Here is a 17,607-nt window from a genome sequence, read left to right on the forward strand (position 1 = left end):
CCACTGTCGATCTCCGCGCTTGTTTCGGTCGGTGTCGGTGGCGAAGGCGGCCCGGGCGGCAAGGGCGGCACGGTCAACATGACGACCGGCGGCAGCGTCGAGACATTCCAGGACCGTTCGGCCGGCATCATCGCGCAGTCGATCGGCGGCGGCGGCGGCAATGGCGGCGGCAGCGTGGCCGGCAGTGCCGGCGTCAGCGTCGGCGTCGGCAGAAAAGGCGCCGGCGGCGGCATCGGCGACGCGGTCACCTTCAACGGCACCCAGTCCGACGTGACGACACATGGCGCGGATTCGGCCGGCATCATCGTCCAGTCGGTCGGCGGCGGCGGCGGCAATGGCGGGTTCTCCGTTGCGGTTTCGGCAATCGTTTCGGTGGGCGTGGGCGGCAGCGGCGGCGCAGCCGGCGATGGCGGCGTTGTCGATGCGCGTTCCAATGGCAGCGTGACCACGTCCAACGATCGGTCAGCCGGCATCATCGTGCAATCGATCGGTGGCGGTGGCGGCAATGCCGGTACGGTGATCAGCGGCAGCCTGGGGGTGAATGTCGGCGTCGGTGGTAGCGGCGCGGGCGGCGGCAAGGGCCTAGCCGCCAGCTTCTTCACGGATAATTCCGTGGTCAAGACCGGGGGCGCCGATTCGATCGGCATCCTTGTTCAGTCGATCGGCGGCGGCGGTGGCAATGGCAGCTTCGTCGGCGGTCTCGGCCTGGCGGCTTCCGTCGGCATCGGCGGCAGCGGCGGCGTCGCGGGCGACGCCGGTGCGGTGAAGCTCACCGACAATGGCGGCTCGGTCACGACGACACGCGAACGCTCCTCGGCCATGGTGGCGCAGTCGATCGGCGGCGGCGGCGGCAATGGCGGCGGTGTCGTCGGGCTCGGTCTCGGCGTCAACATCGGCATTGGTGGCAAAGGTGCTGGCGGCGGTGCCGCCGGCACGGTCGATGTCATCAACGCGGCTGCCCTGGGCACAGGCGGCTACAATTCGCACGGCTTGCTGGCGCAATCGATTGGCGGCGGCGGCGGTTCGGGTGGCTTCAGCGTTACTGCCGGCGGTCCTTCCTTGTCGCTCGGCGGCTCAGGTGGCGCGGCCGGCGCCAGCCAAAAGGTGTTCGTCAACAATTCGGGCAAGATCGACACAGCCGGTGATCTGTCGAACGGCATTTTCGCGCAGTCCGTCGGCGGTTCGGGCGGCGATGGCGGCTTTGCCGTGGCAGCCGGTTTGTTCGTCGCTGTCGGCATCGGCGGCTCCGGCGGTGCGGGTGGCGAGGGCGGCGTCGTCGAAGTCATCAACAACGCGAACATCACAACCAAGGGCGCCTTGTCGAACGGCATCCTGGCGCAATCGGTCGGCGGCGGCGGCGGCAATGGCGGCAGCACCGGTGCGGTTGCCGTTGGTGCGTTCGGCGCGGTAGGCGTGGCGATCGGCGGGGGTGGCGGCGACGCCAATCTGAGCAAAGAAGTCTCAGTCACCCACAAGGGCGATATCCATGTCGGCGGCGCCGGCTCGAAGGGTATTCTGGCGCAATCGGTCGGCGGCAGCGGCGGCAATGGCGGCAACGCCTATTCGGGCGCTTTCAGCGCGGGCTTCTATGCATCGGCCGCGGTTGGTGTCGCGATTGGCGGCACCGGCGGCGACGGCGGTCCCGGCGGCAAGGTCACGGTCAAGGCGGACGGCAACATCATCGCCGATACGGACGCTGTCGGTTCGGGCGGCATCGTGGCGCAATCGATCGGCGGCGGCGGTGGCAATGGCGGGCGGGCGGCGACGATTGCAGGCTCGGTCAGCAACGGTGTCAATGTCAGTCTCGGCGTGACGGTGGGCGGCTGGGGCGGCGATGGCGGCAAGAGCGATCTGGTGATCGTCGACAGCGGCATCAACGGTGGCGGCAGCATCGTCACCAGCGGCTATCAGGCGGTCGGCATTCTTGCCCAATCGGTCGCCGGCAGCGGCGGCAATGGCGGCGATTCCTGGGCAGCAGCCGGCGGTTACGGCGTCAATGTCAGCGTCAACGCGACGGTCAGCATCGGCGGCGGAGGCGGCGACGGCAATGTCAGCGATGACGTTCTCGTTCACAACGCCATGACGGTGACGACCGCGGGCGACATGAGCGCGGCGATCATGGCGCAGTCGATCGGCGGCGGCGGCGGCAATGGCGGTTCGACCAATGGCGCGACGGCCGACCTCGGCGGCGGTGAAGGCGTCAACGTCGCGGTCAATGTCGGTGTCGGCGGCGGCGGCGGGACCGGCAATATTTCCGGTGCGGTCGACGTCATCAACAGCGGTAATTTGACGACCACAGGCGATTTCTCGTCCGGCATCGTGGCGGAGTCGCTGGGCGGCGGCGGCGGCATGGGCGGCGCGAGCAACGCCAAGGCGTTCCATCTGGGCGGCACCAGCGAGACGAGTGTCACCGTCAATGTCGGGATTGGCGGCAAGGGCGGTTCCGGCAACGATGCGGCGATGTTCCGCCTCGATGATGGAGGCAATGTCATCGGCGCCGGCGTGCATGTCGACAATTCCGGCGTCATCCGGACCCAGGGTTTCAATTCAATCGGCATACTGGCGATGTCGGTCGGCGGTGGCGGTGGCGGCGGCGGTGCGGCCTCGACCGATGAGGAGATCGTCGGCGGAGGCAGCGAGGGCGAGACTTCGGTCGGCATCGGCGCGGCGATCGGCCTGGCGGCCGGCGGCGCCGGCAATGGCGGCACGGTGTCGGTCACAAACAGAAGCCTGATCGTTACCGACGGCGCCGATTCCTACGGCATTTCAGCCAATTCGATTGGCGGTGGTGGTGGCGTCGGCGGTTCGGCGACATCGGGCGTGCTCGGCAAATATGCCATCGGCGGCGCGCTTGGTGGCGCGGGCGGCGGCGGCGGCAGCGGCTTCGAGGTCGACGTCTTCAACCTTTCCACGGCCGAAATCTGGACCAAGCAGGAACGGTCGATCGGCATTTTCGCGCAGTCGGTGGGCGGTGGCGGCGGCGCCGGCGGCGCCGGTGAGAGCACCGGCAAAACCGACGATTCGGAAGTCAGCGTCAACCTCTCGCTCGGCGGTTCGGGCAAGGTCGGCGGCGACGGCGGCAAGGTCGTCGTCGAGAACGGCGGCTACATCCACACCGAGGCGGCCTATTCACACGGCATCATGGCGCAGTCCATCGGCGGCAGCGGTGGTGTCGGCGGCGCTTCCGGCACTTCGGCCAAGGACTCAAATGTAGCCATCACGCTCAGCCTCGGCGGCGCTGGTGGCGACGGTGGCAAGAGCGATTTCGTGCATGTCACCAACGATGCGTCAGGTGTGATCCTGACCAAGGGCGACAATTCCTATGGCATCTTCGCGCAGTCGATCGGCGGTGGCGGCGGTGCCGCCGGTGCCGGTTCGACCGAGACGGGCAGCGCGGAGACCTCGGTGTCGCTAGCGATCGGCGGTCTGGGTGGCGTAGGCAGCCGCGGCGGCGACGTTACGGTCGACAACCATGGTCAGATCACCACCTTGGGCTACCTCTCGCATGGCATTTTCGCCCAGTCGGTCGGTGGCGGCGGCGGCGCGTCGGGTGCAGCGGCCAACACGTCCGAGGCGGACATGACGATCGGCGGCGCGGTGTCGCTGCCGAGCGGCGACGGTTCCAATGGCGGCCATGTCATCGTCAACAATGACGGCGCCATCGAGACCTGGAAGGATGGCGCACTCGGCATCTTCGCCCAGTCCATCGGTGGTGGCGGCGGCTATGGCGGCGTCGTATCGGCCGATACCGCAGGCGAAGACTCGGTCGCGCTGCAGCTTGGCGGCTTCGGCGGCAATGGCGGCAATGGTGGCCAGGTCGACGTCACCGTTTCCGGCAGCATCATCACGCATGGCGAACGCGCCCACGGCGTGGTCGCGCAATCGGTGGGCGGCGGCGGCGGCTATGGCGGCGATGCCAAGGGCAAGAGCTCGAATGCATTGGCCATTGGCGGTCTCGGCGGCAATGGCGGCGATGGCGGCGATGTTACCGTCATCCGCACCGGCACGATCACCACGACCGGCAAGGATTCCATCGCCATCATCGCGCAGTCGGTCGGTGGCGGCGGCGGCATCGGCGGCGCCGGCTTCGGCCGCTTTGGCGCCGACGACGATGGCGGGGGGCCGAATGCCATCGGCTTCAACACGCCCGGCGGCACCAAGGGCACCGGCGGCAAGGTGACCATCGTCCAGTCCGGCGCCATCGAGACAGATGGAGACCGTGGCCATGGCATCGTGGCGCAGGCGGTTGGCGGTGGCGGCGGCGCCGGCGGCACGGATTCGCTCGGCATGGGCCAGTCGGCGGCCGGTTCGCAAGGTGGCATCGGCGATGCCGCCGCGGCATCCGCCAGCACCGACAGCCGCGTGTGGGTGAAGGGCGCGAGCGCCTACGCCATGTTCGGGCAGAGTGCGACAGGCGACGGCGATGCCCATGCGGTCGACCTGACGGCGGGTGACAGCCTGTTCGCACAGGGTGCGGATTCGGTGGCTGTCTATGGCGAAAGCACGGCCAAGGGCGCCAAGGGCAACATCACCATCAACCTGAACGGCCAGTACGCGATCGGTGGCGCCGGAACGGGTGTCGCGGCGATGCTGGTCGGCGGCGCCGACAACACGCTGACCAATCACAGCCTGCTCTACGCGATGGGGGCAACGCCGACATTCGAGATCCAGGCGTCGCAGTTCCAGGCGTTTCAGGCCTTCCTGCTTGCGCCGGGTCCGGTGGTGCCGACCAACGCGATCCTGGAATCGCTGCTGGACGATTTCAGCCCGTTCGCCATCACCGGCACTTCGGGCGACGACCATGTCGACAATTCCAAGGCGGCTGACACGCTGGGACGCGTCATCGGCAACATCGATCTAGGCGGCGGCAACAACAGCTTCCACAATTTCGCCGATTCCTCGATGGTCGCCCTCAAGACCATCGATCTCGGCGGCGGGCTGTACACCAATGACGGGCTCTATACCAACCAAGGCATCGGCGTGGTTGCCAAAGTCGATGTCGGCGGCGGGTTCACCCAGGACGGCACCGGCAAGTTCGTCACCGACATCGATCTCAACAACCAGATCACAGACGCGGTGGCATTGACGGGGGCCGGCAATTTCGACGGCACGGCTCCTCTCAACTTCCTGTCCATCGACAAGCTGTTTACCGCCTATACTGTGGCCTCGGGCGCTTCGATGACGGATTCCGGCATCGTTGCCGCGATGCCGGCCGCACATCCGGCGGCGGGCTTCAATTTCATTTTCCGGGTCGACAACGGCACCGATCTGGTGCTGACCACCGACAACGACACATTCCTGGAACTGGCGCAGGACCCACAGTCCGGCGTCAACGATCCGGGCGTGTTCCAGATGGCGCAATATCTCGACGACGTCGAGGCTGCATCGACGCCGGACAACCCGATGGCGCGGCTGATCAACCTGTTGCGCTTCCTGCCGAGCAAGGCCGAGATCGGCGCGGCGTTGACGCGGCTGACACCGCACTATGCCGTGCATACGTTCGACATGGTCAATCGCGAAACCGACATCATGCTGGAAACGGCGCGCGAATGCACCGGCTTGCCTGCCTACAAGAACCCCGACGGCCGCTGTGTCTGGGCGACGATCAGCCCGCAGGCGGAATACACCCGCGATACGGGCGCCGGGACCACGACCCGCGACGACGTGCTGAAGACGATGTCGCTTGGCGGCATCGGCGAGGTCGGCGAGAACTGGTCGCTCGGCGGCACGATCGGCCGTACGGAGTTCGATTCCACGATCGGCTTCAACGGCGAGCAATTGTCGCAAACCAGCGGCGAGGCCTGGCAGGCTTACGCGCTGGCTAAGTATGCAAACAAGAACTACTTCGTCGATTTCGCGCTCGGTGGCGGCACCGGCTCCTTCAAGGGCGAACGCGATACCCATATCGATCCGGCTTTCTTCATTCCCGGTGAAACGTTGGTGGGGGACTATCTGCCCGAGGAAGAACTGCCTGGCATCGGCAGCAGCGTTTCCTACACGCAGAAAACCGCGATGTTCGGCGGTTCAGCACGGCTCGGCTTCACGCAACAGATGGGCGCATTCTACCTGCAACCGACGTTGCAGTTCGATGCGCGCTGGCTGCGCGTTTCGGGCAAGGAGGAAGGCTCGGTTGCCGCCTTCAACTTCGACGGGTCGGCAAACACCTTCTATGCAGCGACGCCGGCGCTCGAAATCGGAACCGACATCCCGCTCAGCGACATTGCCAGCGTTCGCCTCTATGGAAAGGCCGGGGTGGAGTTCTCCACCAGGGAATGGGAGATCGAAGGCCGCTTCGCCGCGGCAGAGAATCTACCCGGCAACCCGGCATTGCACTTGACGGAAGCGATCGATTCGCCGCTCTATCGGGTCGGCGCCGGTCTCGAATTGAATGGCGTCAATGGCGTCGGCATGTCCGTCAGGTATAATGGCGCCTTCGGCGAAACGGTGAAACAGAACGCAGTCAGCGCGTCTCTCAAGGTCAGTTTCTAGCTGGCCCGGGACGGTGCCGGGCGGGAGGGTCTTGATGAGGAAGTACGCGTATTTCGCAGCAGTGCTGGGTGCTGCCTGCATTGTCGGTCTGCCTGCCGTGGCGGCGCAGACCAAGGGCGACAAGGTGGCGGCAACGCCACCCGCCGCGGCAGATGCGCCGCAACTGCCCGGCGGTGCCTCGGCATTGTCGGAAACCCATGGCGACTGGACGGTCAATTGCCAGATATCGGGCACGAACAAGGTCTGCAGCCTGTCGCACCAGCAGTTCAACAAGCAAAGCAACCAGCGGCTTCTGGCGATCGAGCTGTCGAGCAAGACCGGCGAGGATGCGACGGGAACGCTTGCCTTGCCGTTCGGCCTGGCGCTCGCCAAGGGCGTCACCCTCACCATAGACGACCAGAAGCTCGACGGCAGCCTGCCGTTCAACACCTGCCAGGTGGTCGGCTGCCTGGTGCCGGTGGCGTTCGATGCCAATGTCACGCCTCTGCTCAAGAACGGCACCACGCTCAAGATCGACGCGTTCGCCGCCGATACGGGGCAAGTCGTAAGCTTTTCCATTCCGCTCAATGGCTTCAGCGGGGCGCTTGCCCGCACGGCTGAGCTTCTGGCCAACTGACGGCCTGGGTCACCGCAAGTGACAGGTGTTGGCGGGGTTCCGCCAACACCCGCTAAACGACGATTGTCTTCAACCGCTCGGCGATGAGAGCGGCGAGCCGCGCCGCGACCTCATCCTTGGTCATTTCAGGCCATTCCTCGACGCCGGTCTTCGATACGATCCGAACCCGGTTGCGGTCACCGCCCATCACGCCTGAAGGACCGATGCCGCTTTCATGCGACACGTCGTTGGCGACGATGACATCGGCCCCCTTCTTCCTGAGCTTGGCCTCGGCGTTGCGCAGGAGATCCTGTGTCTCGGCGGCAAAGCCGACGACCAGGCCAGGCCGCTGCTCGTGATGGCCGATACCTGCCAGTATGTCCGGGTTCTCGACCATGCGCAGCACCGGCGGACCTTCGCCTGTCACCTTCTTGATCTTCTCGCCGGCCGAGTTCTCGGTGCGCCAGTCGGCAACGGCGGCGACGAACACCGCGGCGTCGGCGGGCAAAAGCTGTTCGACCGCGTCGCGCATCTCCTGCGCTCGTTCGACATGGAGGGTCTTCACTCCGGCCGGATCGGCAATGGTGACGGGACCGGAGACCAGGCGCACATCGGCGCCAAGCCTTGCCAATGCCGCCGCAATGGCATGGCCCTGCTTGCCGGACGACCGGTTGGCGATATAGCGCACGGGATCGATCGGCTCGTGCGTAGGGCCTGACGTGACAATGATCTTGCGACCGGTCAGCGGCTTGGGCGCGGCGTCGAGCAGCGCCTCGACCGCGGCGACGATCTCCAGCGGTTCGGCCATGCGGCCTTCGCCGGCTTCATTGCTCTCGGCCATCTCGCCCTTGGCGGGGCCGACGAAGGTGATACCGTCCTTGCCCAATGTCGCGCGGTTGCGGCGGGTGGCGGGATGCGACCACATTCTCGGGTTCATCGCAGGCGCCATCAGCACCGGCTTGTCGGTGGCGAGAAGCACGGTCGAGGCCAGGTCGTTGGCATGGCCGTTGGCAAGCTTGGCCATGAGGTCGGCGGTGGCGGGAGCGACGACGAGCAAATCGGCCTCGCGCGACAGCCTGATATGGCCGACATCGTGCTCGTCATTGCGATCGAACAGTTCGGTGAAGACATGGTCGGCCGAGAGCGCGCCGACCGACAGCGTGGTGACGAATTCCTGCGCGGCCGACGTCATCACCACGCGCACGGCGGCACCACGTTCGCGCAGCCGGCGGATCAGGTCGAGCGCCTTGTAGGCGGCGATGCCGCCGCCGATGATGAGCAGGACGCGCTTGTCGGAGAGGGTCATGAAGCCCGCTCTTTGCAGTCGTCTGCCAGACTGAAGGATCTCTTCCGCCGTAACGACGTCCTCGTCCCGCTCGGGTTGGCTGACCGCTTTGACGACTTTGGGACGTTTCAGTCTCTGCCCGAGTGCCAAGACTTCATCCCGGGACGCTTTTAATCGCCACGCCCCATCCTGCGCCTCGGCAAGCGTCATCTCGCGAAGTGCGTCCCGTACCTCCTGTTCCATCGAGACGCCACGCGTTGCAGCGCGTTCGCGAAGCGCTTGCTTCACGCTGTCATCCAGGTTGCGGATAGTGATAGTACTCATGAGGTAGCTCCCTATCCTAAATATAGGTCAGGGGCATGATGCATGCAATGCTAGCATTGCATGCACTCAAAGCAATTTCCAGGCGATATAGACCAGTGTCAACGCGATCACCCACAGCGCCACGCGGCCGGAGCGGCTGTAGCGCGCTTCGGCCTTGCCAATGGCGCGGGCCGTGGTTTCGTCGAAACGCAGGCCGTGCTCGGCCATCAGGTCGATCTCGCGCGACAGCCGGTCGGTACGCGCGGCAAGCTCGGGCGCCTGGCGGGCAAGCGTCAGCAGCGCCCTGGCGCCGTCGCGCGCGTCGATCATCATGCCGCGCGGGCCGAGGTTGCCTGCTATCCAGCCGCCGACCACCGGTTCGGCGGTCTTCCACATGTTGAAGGCGGGATCGAGCGTGCGCGCCACACCCTCGACCACCACCATGGTCTTCTGCAGCAGGATCAGTTCGGGTCGCGTCGCCATGTCGAAGAGTTCGGTGACCTCGAACAGCAGCGTCAGGAGCTTGGCCATCGAAATGGTTTCGGCCGGCTGACCATGGATCGGCTCGCCAATGGCCCGGATCGCCTGCGCGAAGGCCGCGACATTGTGCTGGCGCGGCACATAGCCGGCCTCGAAATGCACCTCGGCGACGCGCAGATAGTCGCGCGTGATGAAGCCGTAGAGGATTTCGGCGAGGAAGCGGCGCTCCTTCTTGCCGAGCCGTCCGGCGATGCCGAGATCGACGGCGACGATGGTGCCGTTTGCCTCGACGAACAGATTGCCCGGATGCATGTCGGCATGGAAGAAGCCGTCGCGCAGCGTGTGGCGCAGGAACGACTGGATGAGGTTGGCGGCGATCGCCTTCAGGTCGTGGCCGGCGGCTTCCAGTCCGGCTATGTTGTTCATCTTGATGCCGTCGACCCATTCCATGGTCAGCACGTCACGGCCGGTCCGCTCCCAGTCGACGGAAGGCACACGGAAGCCGGGATCATCCTTGGTATTTTCGCCGAGTTCGGAAAGCGCTGCCGCCTCGAGACGCAGATCCATCTCGATCTTGGTGGTCTGGGCCAGCGTCTCGGTCACCTCGATCGGCCGCAGCCGGCGCGAGGAGGGAATGTATTTTTCCTGCAGGCGGGCGGCGAGGAAGTAGCTCTCCAGGTCCTGGAAGAAGCGGCGGCGCACGCCCGGCCGGATGACCTTCACCGCGACCTTGGTGGCGGCGCCATCGTGGATCGTTTCGGCGGCATGGACCTGGGCGATGGACGCCGCGGCAACCGGGTCGCCGAACTGCGCGTAGAGATCGCCTACCTTGCGCCCGAGCGAGGCTTCGATAGCGGCCACGGCCTCGGCCTTCGGGAAGGTGTGCATCTTGTCCTGCAGCATGGCAAGATCGAGCGCCATGTCGTTGCCGACGACATCGGGCCGTGTCGCCAGGAACTGGCCAAGTTTTACGTAGGACGGGCCGAGCCGGACCACCGCCTTGGCCAGCCGGTCGCTGCGCTCATAGGCAAGCGCGCGGCGGCGGGTGAAGAGCCGCGCCAGCCGCCAGCCGAATTTCGGCAGGCCGGACAGTTCTTCGCCGGGCAAGGCGGCGACGACGCCCTCGCGCACCAGCACCCAGCCGGCCCGCACGAGCCGAAATCCGGCGCTGAGGGTGCTCATGACAGCATCCCTGCCGGTTCTTCGAACCGGCACAGGCCGCACCGAGGACGGGAAATGCCGTGCGGCGTCAAAGCTTCCAGCCCGAATGCAGCGCGGCGATGCCGCCGGAATAGTTGCGAAAGGAGACGCGGTCGAAGCCGGCGCGGGAAATCATCGCCGCGAAATTCTGCTGATTGGGGAATTTCGCGATCGATTCGACCAGATAGGAATAGGGTTCGCCGTCGCCGGTGACCCACTTGCCTATCTTGGGGATGGCGTTGAACGACCAGGCTTCGTAGGCCTTGTCGAGCAGCGGCATCTCGACCTCGGAAAATTCCAGGCAGAGGAACCGGCCGCCGGGCTTCAGCACGCGCAGCGCTTCGCCCAAAGCCACCTCGATGCGCGGTACGTTGCGGATGCCGAAGGCGATGGTGTAGGCGTCGAAACTGGCGTCGGGGAAGGGCAGTTCCTCGGCATTGGCCTCGACAAAATCGGTGTTGGCGGACAAGCCCTTTTTCTCAGCCCTGTCACGGCCGACGGCAAGCATCGAGCCGTTGATGTCGAGCACGCTGGCATGGGCATGGCCATGGCTGGCATCGACGATGCGAAAGGCGATGTCGCCGGTGCCGCCGGCCACATCCAGAACCTTCCAGCCCGCACGCTTAGGCGGGTTGAGCCAGGCGACCATGGCGTCCTTCCACAGCCTGTGCAGGCCAGCAGACATCAGATCGTTCATCAGGTCGTAGCGGTTGGCGACCTTGTGGAAAACATCGTTGACCAGAGACTGCTTCTCGCCTTCCCCTACACGCTTGAAACCATAAGAGGTTTCCATGCCGCCGGCGGCCGTGGTTCTCTCAACTGACATTTTTTTGATCCGTCATAAAACCGGCGGGACCATAGCCGATCGATGGTGCGGGCGCTATTGTTTAAGGCGCGGTGTTCGGCCGCGCTTCCAGGTGGTGGGTTTTTGAAGACCTGGACAGACCGACGGGATGTTTGAATGCCTTTGAAAGCGGAATTGCACTGCCACATCGAAGGGGCAGCGGCGCCCGATCTCGTCATTCGCCAAGCGCAGAAATACGGCAAGGACACCTCGCCCTATATCCAGAACGGTTCTTTCGTCTGGCACGATTTCACGTCCTTTCTCGCTGCTTACGACTTTTCCGCCGACCTGTTCCGAACCGAGGAGGACTATGCGCGGCTGGCCGATCACTATCTGACCAGCCTGGCCCGCGACGGGGCGATCTACTCCGAGGTGTTCACGTCGCCGGACCACGCGACGAAAGCCGGGCTGTCGCCCAAGGCCTATACCGATGCGCTCGGCGAAGGCATGCTGCGCGCCAAGGCCAAGACCGGCATAGAGGGCCGCATGATCGTCACCGGCGTGCGCCATGTCGGCGTCGAATCGATCGAACGGGCGGCACGTTTCGCCGCGCGCTGCGGCCATCCGCTGGTTGCCGGTTTCGGCGTCGCGGGCGACGAGCGCATGGGTGACATGGAAGACTATGTCAGGGCGTTCGAGATCGCGCGCGAAGCCGGGCTCGGCATCACCATCCATGCCGGCGAACTGACCGGCTGGGAGACGGTCGCGGCGGCGCTCGACCACATCCGCCCGTCGCGCATCGGCCACGGTGTGCGCGCCATCGAGAATCCCGACCTTGTCCGGCGCATCGCCGACGAAGGCGTCGTGCTGGAGTGCTGCCCCGGTTCCAACATCGCGCTCAAGGTGTTCGACAGTTTCGCCGACCACCCGTTCCCGGCCCTGCGGGCAGCCGGCTGCAAGGTGACGCTCAACTCCGACGATCCGCCTTATTTCTGGACTTCGCTGAAGCGCGAATACGATATCGCGGCCCAGCATTTCGCGATGAACGAGAAGGCGCTCGCCAGCGTCACCCGTACCGCCATCGAGGCGGCTTTCGTCGACAGAAAGACCAAGGCCACGCTTCTTGCCCGCCTGAATGGTGCGACCCGCTGATTTCTGCCGACAAAACTGTGGTCGGCGCCGCCCGAGCGGTTCCTTGGCCGGCGCATTGCCGCTAGGGTTCGCCCAAGCAGCTTGAAGCGCGGTGCGGCCGAGAGGATCGATGCGCGATTTCGGGCGACACGCATCAGGAGAGCATCATGAAAAGCGTCACCGTCGTCGACCATCCGCTTGTCCAGCACAAGCTGACCATCATGCGCAAGAAGGAGACCTCGACGGCCGGTTTCCGGCGGCTGCTGCGCGAGATTTCGCTGCTGCTCGGCTATGAGGTGACCCGCAATCTCGAACTGACCACCACCACCATCGAGACGCCGATCGAGGAAATGGAAGCGCCGACGCTGGAGGGCAAGAAGCTGGTCTTCGCCTCGGTGCTGCGCGCCGGCAACGGCCTGCTCGAGGGCTTGCTGGACCTGGTGCCGGCGGCGCGTGTGGCGCATATCGGGCTCTACCGCGATCACGAGACGCTGGAGGCTGTGGAATATTTCTTCAAGGCGCCGAGCGATCTCGCCGACCGGCTGGTCATCGTCGTCGATCCGATGCTGGCCACCGCCAATTCGGCGATCGCGGCGATCGACAAGCTGAAAGGACGGGGCGCCACCAACATTCGCTTCCTGTGCCTGCTGGCGGCGCCGGAAGGCATCGAACGCTTTACCAAGGCGCATCCCGACGTCCCGGTCTTCACCGCGTCGATAGACCGCCAGCTCAACGAAAAAGGCTACATCATGCCCGGCCTCGGCGATGCCGGCGACCGCATGTACGGGACGAAGTAGCATCAGGCAAAATTTGCCCGGCACGATTTACCAAGTGTTTACGCAACGGCGCGGTTTCGCCGCGTGTTAAAGCGGCAAACACCATCCAGCGCTAATGAATCGGCTCTCACTACGGCACCGCGCGTCTCTCGGGACGCAAAGGACGCTGTAGCAGTTTAATTTTGCGCGAGATCCTTTGCGAAAATCACTTCCGATTTTCGGGGTCGTGCGCCGAGGCCGATCCATGCTGCGCAAGCTTCTTATCCTCAGCGTCTTTGCCGGTGCATCGGCATCGATCCCGGTTGTCTACCAGTCGAACCCGCGAATCTTCGAAAACCTGCTGCAATCGGCGGTGACGGCCAAGCCGCAAGCCCAGGCACAGCCCGAGGTCAGCCTCGCCTCCGTTGCCGACAAGCCGGTGGCCCCGCTGCCGTCCGGCCGTAAAGTCGTGGTCGCGGCGGACGGGCGCGGACATTTCTCGTCCACCTTCAAGCTCAACGGCCGTCAGGTCGACGGCATGATCGATACCGGCGCGACGCTGGTGGCGGTCAACACCTCGACGGCACGGCGAATCGGACTGTCGCTCAATCCCTCCGATTTCAGCCACGAGGTCAACACCGCCAACGGCACCATCAAGGCGGCCGTGGTGACGATCGACCGTCTGCAGATCGGCAGCATCAGCGTCGAAGGCGTGCAGGCGATCGTGCTCGACGACAGGGCACTGCGCACCAACCTGATCGGCATGAGCTTTCTCAACCGTCTCGGCAAATACCAGGCCGAGAACGGCACATTGCTGCTGGTTCAATAGGCGCCGCCCTAACGCTTTGTTTTTACGCAATTCCCAAGGGCAAGCGCGACGCGCTTCTCCCGGGAAAACCGTTATTCATTTTCCTGGGATTGCTCAGCCGCGCGGCAGAATCCGCCGGATGACCGATTTGTCGGCGGCCGGCTTCGAAACGCCGATCGTGTAGGCGGAAAGCACGGCCGCGGCGGCAGCCTCGGCATCGGATGGCGAGCCGGCGTGGATAAGCGCCAGCCCGTCTCCAGGGGTTACTTCCGCGCCTATCGGCACCAAGCCGGTGATGCCGACCGAGGGATCGATCTTGTCGTCGGGCCGGGTGCGGCCGCCGCCCAGCCCGACCACCGCGAGCCCGATGTCGCGGGTGGCGATGCCAGTGACGAAGCCTTCCGCCGTCGCCCTGACCGTCAATTGCGTTGTTGCCTCGGGCAGATATTTCTCAGGCTTCTCGATGAAATCGGCGGGGCCACCGAGCACCGCTACCATGCGGGCAAAGGTGGCGGCGGCGCGACCGCTGGAAAGCGCCTCGGTGGCGCGGCGCATGCCATCCTGGTTGGAAGACACCAGCCCAGCCGACTGCAGCATTTCGGCGGCAAGAGCCAGCGTCACGTCCTCCAGCCGCCGGTCACGCAAGCGGCCGGTCAGGAAATCGACGGCATTGCGCACCTCCACCGCATTGCCGGCGGCCGACGCCAGCGGTTCGTTCATGCCGGTGATCAGCGCTGAGACCTTCAGCCCGGCGCCGCTAGCGACCTCGACCAGGCTGTTGGCGAGCGCGGTCGCATCGCGGGATTTCTCCATGAAGGCGCCGTTGCCGACCTTGACGTCGAGCACCAGCGACTGCAGTCCCGCCGCGAGCTTTTTCGACAGGATCGAAGCAGTGATCAGCGGCACCGATTCCACGGTTCCGGTGACGTCGCGGATGGCATAGAGCCGGCGATCTGCAGGCGCCAGATCGGCGGTCTGGCCGATGATCGCGCAGCCGGTTTCCAGCACCGCCTTGCGGAACAGCGCGATGTCGGGCTGGCTGGTGTAGCCGGGGATGGCATCCATCTTGTCCAGCGTGCCGCCGGTATGACCGAGGCCACGGCCCGAGATCATCGGCACATAGGCACCGCAGGCGGCGACGATCGGCGCCAGCATCAGCGAGACATTGTCGCCGACACCGCCCGTCGAATGCTTGTCGGTGACGGGGCCTGGCAAATCCGACCAGTCGAGCACGTCGCCGGAATCGCGCATGGCAAGCGTCATCGCCACCGCCTCGTCGCGGTTCATACCGTTGAAGAACACCGCCATTGCGAAGGCCGCGACCTGGCCATCGGTTACGGTGCCCGAGGTCACGCCATCGATGAAGGCGGCGATCTCGTGAGGCCCCAGCCTGCGGCCGTCGCGCTTGTGACGGATGATTTCCTGGGGAAGCATCAGCTCTCCAGCAACCCGTCGCGGAACACGCGCTGCAGCACCGTTGCCAGCCGCGACCCGCCAACCGGCGCCATGTCCTTGGTTTCCTGGTGCGAAAGCTCGGCCCCGGTCATGCCAGCGGCCAGGTTGGTGATGACCGAGCATGCGGCGACGCGCAGGCCGAGGAAACGGGCGAGAATGACCTCCGGCACGGTCGACATGCCGACGGCGTTGGCGCCCATGATGCGCGCCATGCGGATTTCGGCGGGCGTCTCGAAGCACGGACCCGAGAACCACATGTAGACGCCCTTGTGCAGTGTCGTGCCGGTCGCCTTCGCCGCGCGTTCGATCGCCTGGCGGATGCCGGCATCGTAGGCTTCGGTCAGGCCGACGAAACGGCGGTCGCTCGGCTCGCCGATCAGCGGATTGGAGCCGGAGAAGTTGATGTGGTCGGTGAGCAGCATCACCGAACCCGGCGGCATGTCCGGATCGACCGAGCCGGCGGCGTTGGTGAGGATCAGTTTGGTGATGCCGATGCCGGCAAGCACTTCCAGCACCGGTCGCATCGCCGCGGCGTTGCCGTGCTCATAATAGTGGGCGCGGCCAGACAGCATCAGCACCGGCGTGCCGGCAAACAATCCGGCCACCACTTCGCCGGCATGGCCGCTGACGCCGCCTCGGGGAAAGCCGGGCAGATCGGCATAGGAAACACGGATCGGATTCTCGATCCGGTCGACCAGGACGCCCAGGCCGGAGCCCAGCACCAACGCTGTCGTCGGCGCCAGCCCGTCCAGTCTTTCGATGAGATGGTCAACTGTTTTTTGCGTCATGTCAGCCAGCTTTTCATTTCAGAATATCGCCCCGGAAGCCGTAGGGCAGCATGTCGCCCATGGTCACGGTTTCGGCCACACCGGTGTTGTCGCAAAGGTAGAGTTTCGTATCCGGTCGGCAGAATTCAGCGAGCCGCTGGCGGCAGCCGCCGCAAGGCGAGCATTTGGCCATGCGTTCGGCAAGGACGGCGATTTCGACGATCTTGCCGCCGCCGCCCATAATGTAATGGCCAAGCGCGGTGGTTTCGGCGCACCAGCCCTCGGGATAGGACGCGACCTCGATGTTGGCGCCGGTAAACACGCGTCCGTCCTCGGTGCGCAAGGCCGCACCCACCGGAAACTTCGAGTAGGGCGCATAGGCCTTGGCCATGGCCGTCCTGGCCGCCTCGAACAGATCATGCGACATTCAGTTGTTCTCTCCGATGATCGTGTCCAAAACCCGGCGCTTCCTTTGCGTCGGGCCGTGGAATCCTAGCGTTCCTTGACGTAAGGCACGCCGCCGGCACGCGGCGGGATGGCCTTGCCGATGAAGCCGGCGAGCAGGATGACGGTCAGCACATAGGGCAAGGCCTGCATAAACTGTGCCGACACCTTGCCGACGACAGGCAGCGGCGATCCTTGCAGCCGGATCGACGCAGCGTCGAGGAAGCCGAACAGCAGGCAAGCAAACATGGCGTTTACCGGCTTCCATTTGGCGAATATCAGCGCCGCCAGGGCGATATAGCCCTTGCCGGCGGTCATGTCCTTCACGAAACCACTCGTCTGCACCATCGACAGATAGGCGCCGGCAACGCCGGTCAGCACACCGGTGCAGATCAGCGCCCGGTAGCGCAGCCAGGCAACTGAAATGCCCGCCGTATCGACGGCGGCCGGGTTCTCGCCGACGGCGCGCAGGCGCAGGCCGAAGCGGGTGCGGTAGAGCACCCACCATGTGAAGGGCACCATCGCGAACGCGAAATAGACAAGTATGGAATGGCCGAGCAACAGTTCGGAAAACACCGGACCGAAGCCGGGAATCCTTGCAAGCGCGTCGAACAGCAGCGCCGGCAGGTAAAGAACGAGACCGCGTATCGAAGCCAGAAGATCGGCGGAACTGAAGCTGTAATTGGCAAGGAAGTTCGAGATCGTGTCCGCGGTGATCGATTCGAACCGTTCGCCTGACTGCAGCGCCGGCGTGCGTCCGCCCTGCTGGAACCAGGCTTGGCCGAGGATGATGGTCGAGCCAGCGGCAATGAAGTTGATGGCGACGCCGGAGACGATCTGGTTGCCGCGATGGGTGATCGAGGCGAAGCCGTGCACCATGGCAAAGGCGACAGAGATCAGGATCGCCATGCCGAGGCCGAGAAAGGCCGAATGAAACACGGAAGCCGCGGCGGCGCCGGCGAAGGCGCCGACCAGCATCTTGCCCTCGAGCCCGATGTCGAAGATGCCGGCGCGTTCCGAATAGAGGCCCGCCAGGCAGGCGAGCAGCAGCGGCACCGACAGGCGGATGGTGGAATCCAGAACCTGGACGACGGCGTTGAGGAGATCCATC

General features: G+C 65.1%; 12 protein-coding genes. 5 read left to right on the top strand and 7 right to left on the bottom strand.

Annotation, left to right across the window (positions count from 1 at the left end):
- Positions 1-6,489: autotransporter outer membrane beta-barrel domain-containing protein (locus FJ967_RS34065; RefSeq protein WP_348643136.1), on the top strand; the 6,489-nt coding region annotated here is incomplete at its 5' end.
- A gap of 34 nt (positions 6,490-6,523) precedes the next feature.
- Positions 6,524-7,105, top strand: coding sequence for an invasion associated locus B family protein (locus FJ967_RS32415; RefSeq protein WP_140736387.1), 582 nt, complete (start codon positions 6,524-6,526; stop codon positions 7,103-7,105).
- 52 nt (positions 7,106-7,157) lie between these two features.
- Here the strand turns inward: FJ967_RS32415 and coaBC are convergent, their stop codons facing one another.
- The 3 genes from coaBC to ubiE form a co-directional block, all read right to left on the bottom strand.
- Positions 7,158-8,693, bottom strand: coding sequence for a bifunctional phosphopantothenoylcysteine decarboxylase/phosphopantothenate--cysteine ligase CoaBC (gene coaBC, locus FJ967_RS32420; protein ID WP_246675477.1), 1,536 nt, complete (start codon positions 8,691-8,693; stop codon positions 7,158-7,160).
- 66 nt (positions 8,694-8,759) lie between these two features.
- A complete protein-coding gene (gene ubiB / locus FJ967_RS32425) occupies positions 8,760-10,334 on the bottom strand; it encodes a 2-polyprenylphenol 6-hydroxylase (protein WP_140736388.1) in 1,575 nt (524 codons plus the stop codon).
- Between the two features lie 67 nt (positions 10,335-10,401).
- Complete coding sequence (gene ubiE / locus FJ967_RS32430; RefSeq protein ID WP_140736389.1) at positions 10,402-11,178, bottom strand: bifunctional demethylmenaquinone methyltransferase/2-methoxy-6-polyprenyl-1,4-benzoquinol methylase UbiE; 777 nt, start codon at positions 11,176-11,178, stop codon at positions 10,402-10,404.
- Between the two features lie 135 nt (positions 11,179-11,313).
- Here ubiE and FJ967_RS32435 point away from each other — a divergent pair, with 135 nt between their 5' ends.
- From FJ967_RS32435 to FJ967_RS32445, 3 genes are all read left to right on the top strand, one after another.
- Positions 11,314-12,288 carry an adenosine deaminase gene (locus tag FJ967_RS32435; protein ID WP_140736390.1) on the top strand — a complete coding sequence of 325 codons (975 nt, stop codon included), beginning with the start codon at positions 11,314-11,316 and terminating at the stop codon, positions 12,286-12,288.
- A 146-nt stretch (positions 12,289-12,434) separates the two neighbouring features.
- The gene (upp, locus tag FJ967_RS32440) at positions 12,435-13,064 is read left to right on the top strand and encodes a uracil phosphoribosyltransferase (RefSeq protein ID WP_140736391.1); all 630 of its coding nucleotides are present in this window, start codon (positions 12,435-12,437) and stop codon (positions 13,062-13,064) included.
- Between the two features lie 223 nt (positions 13,065-13,287).
- On the top strand, positions 13,288-13,851 hold the full coding sequence (locus FJ967_RS32445) for a TIGR02281 family clan AA aspartic protease (RefSeq protein ID WP_140736392.1): 564 nt from the start codon (positions 13,288-13,290) through the stop codon (positions 13,849-13,851).
- A gap of 93 nt (positions 13,852-13,944) precedes the next feature.
- On the opposite strand, the gene deoA is transcribed toward FJ967_RS32445, so the two are convergent.
- The 4 genes from deoA to FJ967_RS32465 all read right to left on the bottom strand — a co-directional run bounded on the left by deoA (position 13,945) and on the right by FJ967_RS32465 (position 17,606).
- Positions 13,945-15,264 carry a thymidine phosphorylase gene (gene deoA / locus FJ967_RS32450; RefSeq protein WP_140736393.1) on the bottom strand — a complete coding sequence of 440 codons (1,320 nt, stop codon included), beginning with the start codon at positions 15,262-15,264 and terminating at the stop codon, positions 13,945-13,947.
- Positions 15,264-16,073, bottom strand: coding sequence for a purine-nucleoside phosphorylase (locus tag FJ967_RS32455; protein WP_140736394.1), 810 nt, complete (start codon positions 16,071-16,073; stop codon positions 15,264-15,266). The genes deoA and FJ967_RS32455 overlap by 1 nt, the downstream gene beginning before the upstream one ends.
- 13 nt (positions 16,074-16,086) lie before the next feature.
- On the bottom strand, positions 16,087-16,479 hold the full coding sequence (gene cdd, locus FJ967_RS32460; RefSeq protein WP_140736395.1) for a cytidine deaminase: 393 nt from the start codon (positions 16,477-16,479) through the stop codon (positions 16,087-16,089).
- A 65-nt stretch (positions 16,480-16,544) separates the two neighbouring features.
- Entirely contained in the window at positions 16,545-17,606 is a 1,062-nt protein-coding gene (locus FJ967_RS32465) for an ABC transporter permease (RefSeq protein ID WP_140736396.1), read from the bottom strand.
- Position 17,607: the final 1 nt, after the last annotated feature.

It is taken from the genome of Mesorhizobium sp. B2-3-4 (genome assembly GCF_006442315.1).
In the GTDB taxonomy this organism is placed as follows: Bacteria; Pseudomonadota; Alphaproteobacteria; order Rhizobiales; family Rhizobiaceae; genus Mesorhizobium.

Bases quoted from the DNA above. Each gene is read 5' to 3' on its own strand.
- FJ967_RS32445 (WP_140736392.1), top strand. From the start codon at position 13,288: ATGCTGCGCAAGCTTCTTATCCTCAGCGTCTTTGCCGGTGCATCGGCA.
- FJ967_RS32465 (WP_140736396.1), bottom strand. From the start codon at position 17,606: ATGGATCTCCTCAACGCCGTCGTCCAGGTTCTGGATTCCACCATCCGC.
- deoA (WP_140736393.1), bottom strand. From the start codon at position 15,264: ATGCTTCCCCAGGAAATCATCCGTCACAAGCGCGACGGCCGCAGGCTG.
- coaBC (WP_246675477.1), bottom strand. From the start codon at position 8,693: ATGAGTACTATCACTATCCGCAACCTGGATGACAGCGTGAAGCAAGCG.
- FJ967_RS32415 (WP_140736387.1), top strand. From the start codon at position 6,524: ATGAGGAAGTACGCGTATTTCGCAGCAGTGCTGGGTGCTGCCTGCATT.
- FJ967_RS32455 (WP_140736394.1), bottom strand. From the start codon at position 16,073: ATGACGCAAAAAACAGTTGACCATCTCATCGAAAGACTGGACGGGCTG.
- cdd (WP_140736395.1), bottom strand. From the start codon at position 16,479: ATGTCGCATGATCTGTTCGAGGCGGCCAGGACGGCCATGGCCAAGGCC.
- FJ967_RS32435 (WP_140736390.1), top strand. From the start codon at position 11,314: ATGCCTTTGAAAGCGGAATTGCACTGCCACATCGAAGGGGCAGCGGCG.
- ubiB (WP_140736388.1), bottom strand. From the start codon at position 10,334: ATGAGCACCCTCAGCGCCGGATTTCGGCTCGTGCGGGCCGGCTGGGTG.
- ubiE (WP_140736389.1), bottom strand. From the start codon at position 11,178: ATGTCAGTTGAGAGAACCACGGCCGCCGGCGGCATGGAAACCTCTTAT.
- upp (WP_140736391.1), top strand. From the start codon at position 12,435: ATGAAAAGCGTCACCGTCGTCGACCATCCGCTTGTCCAGCACAAGCTG.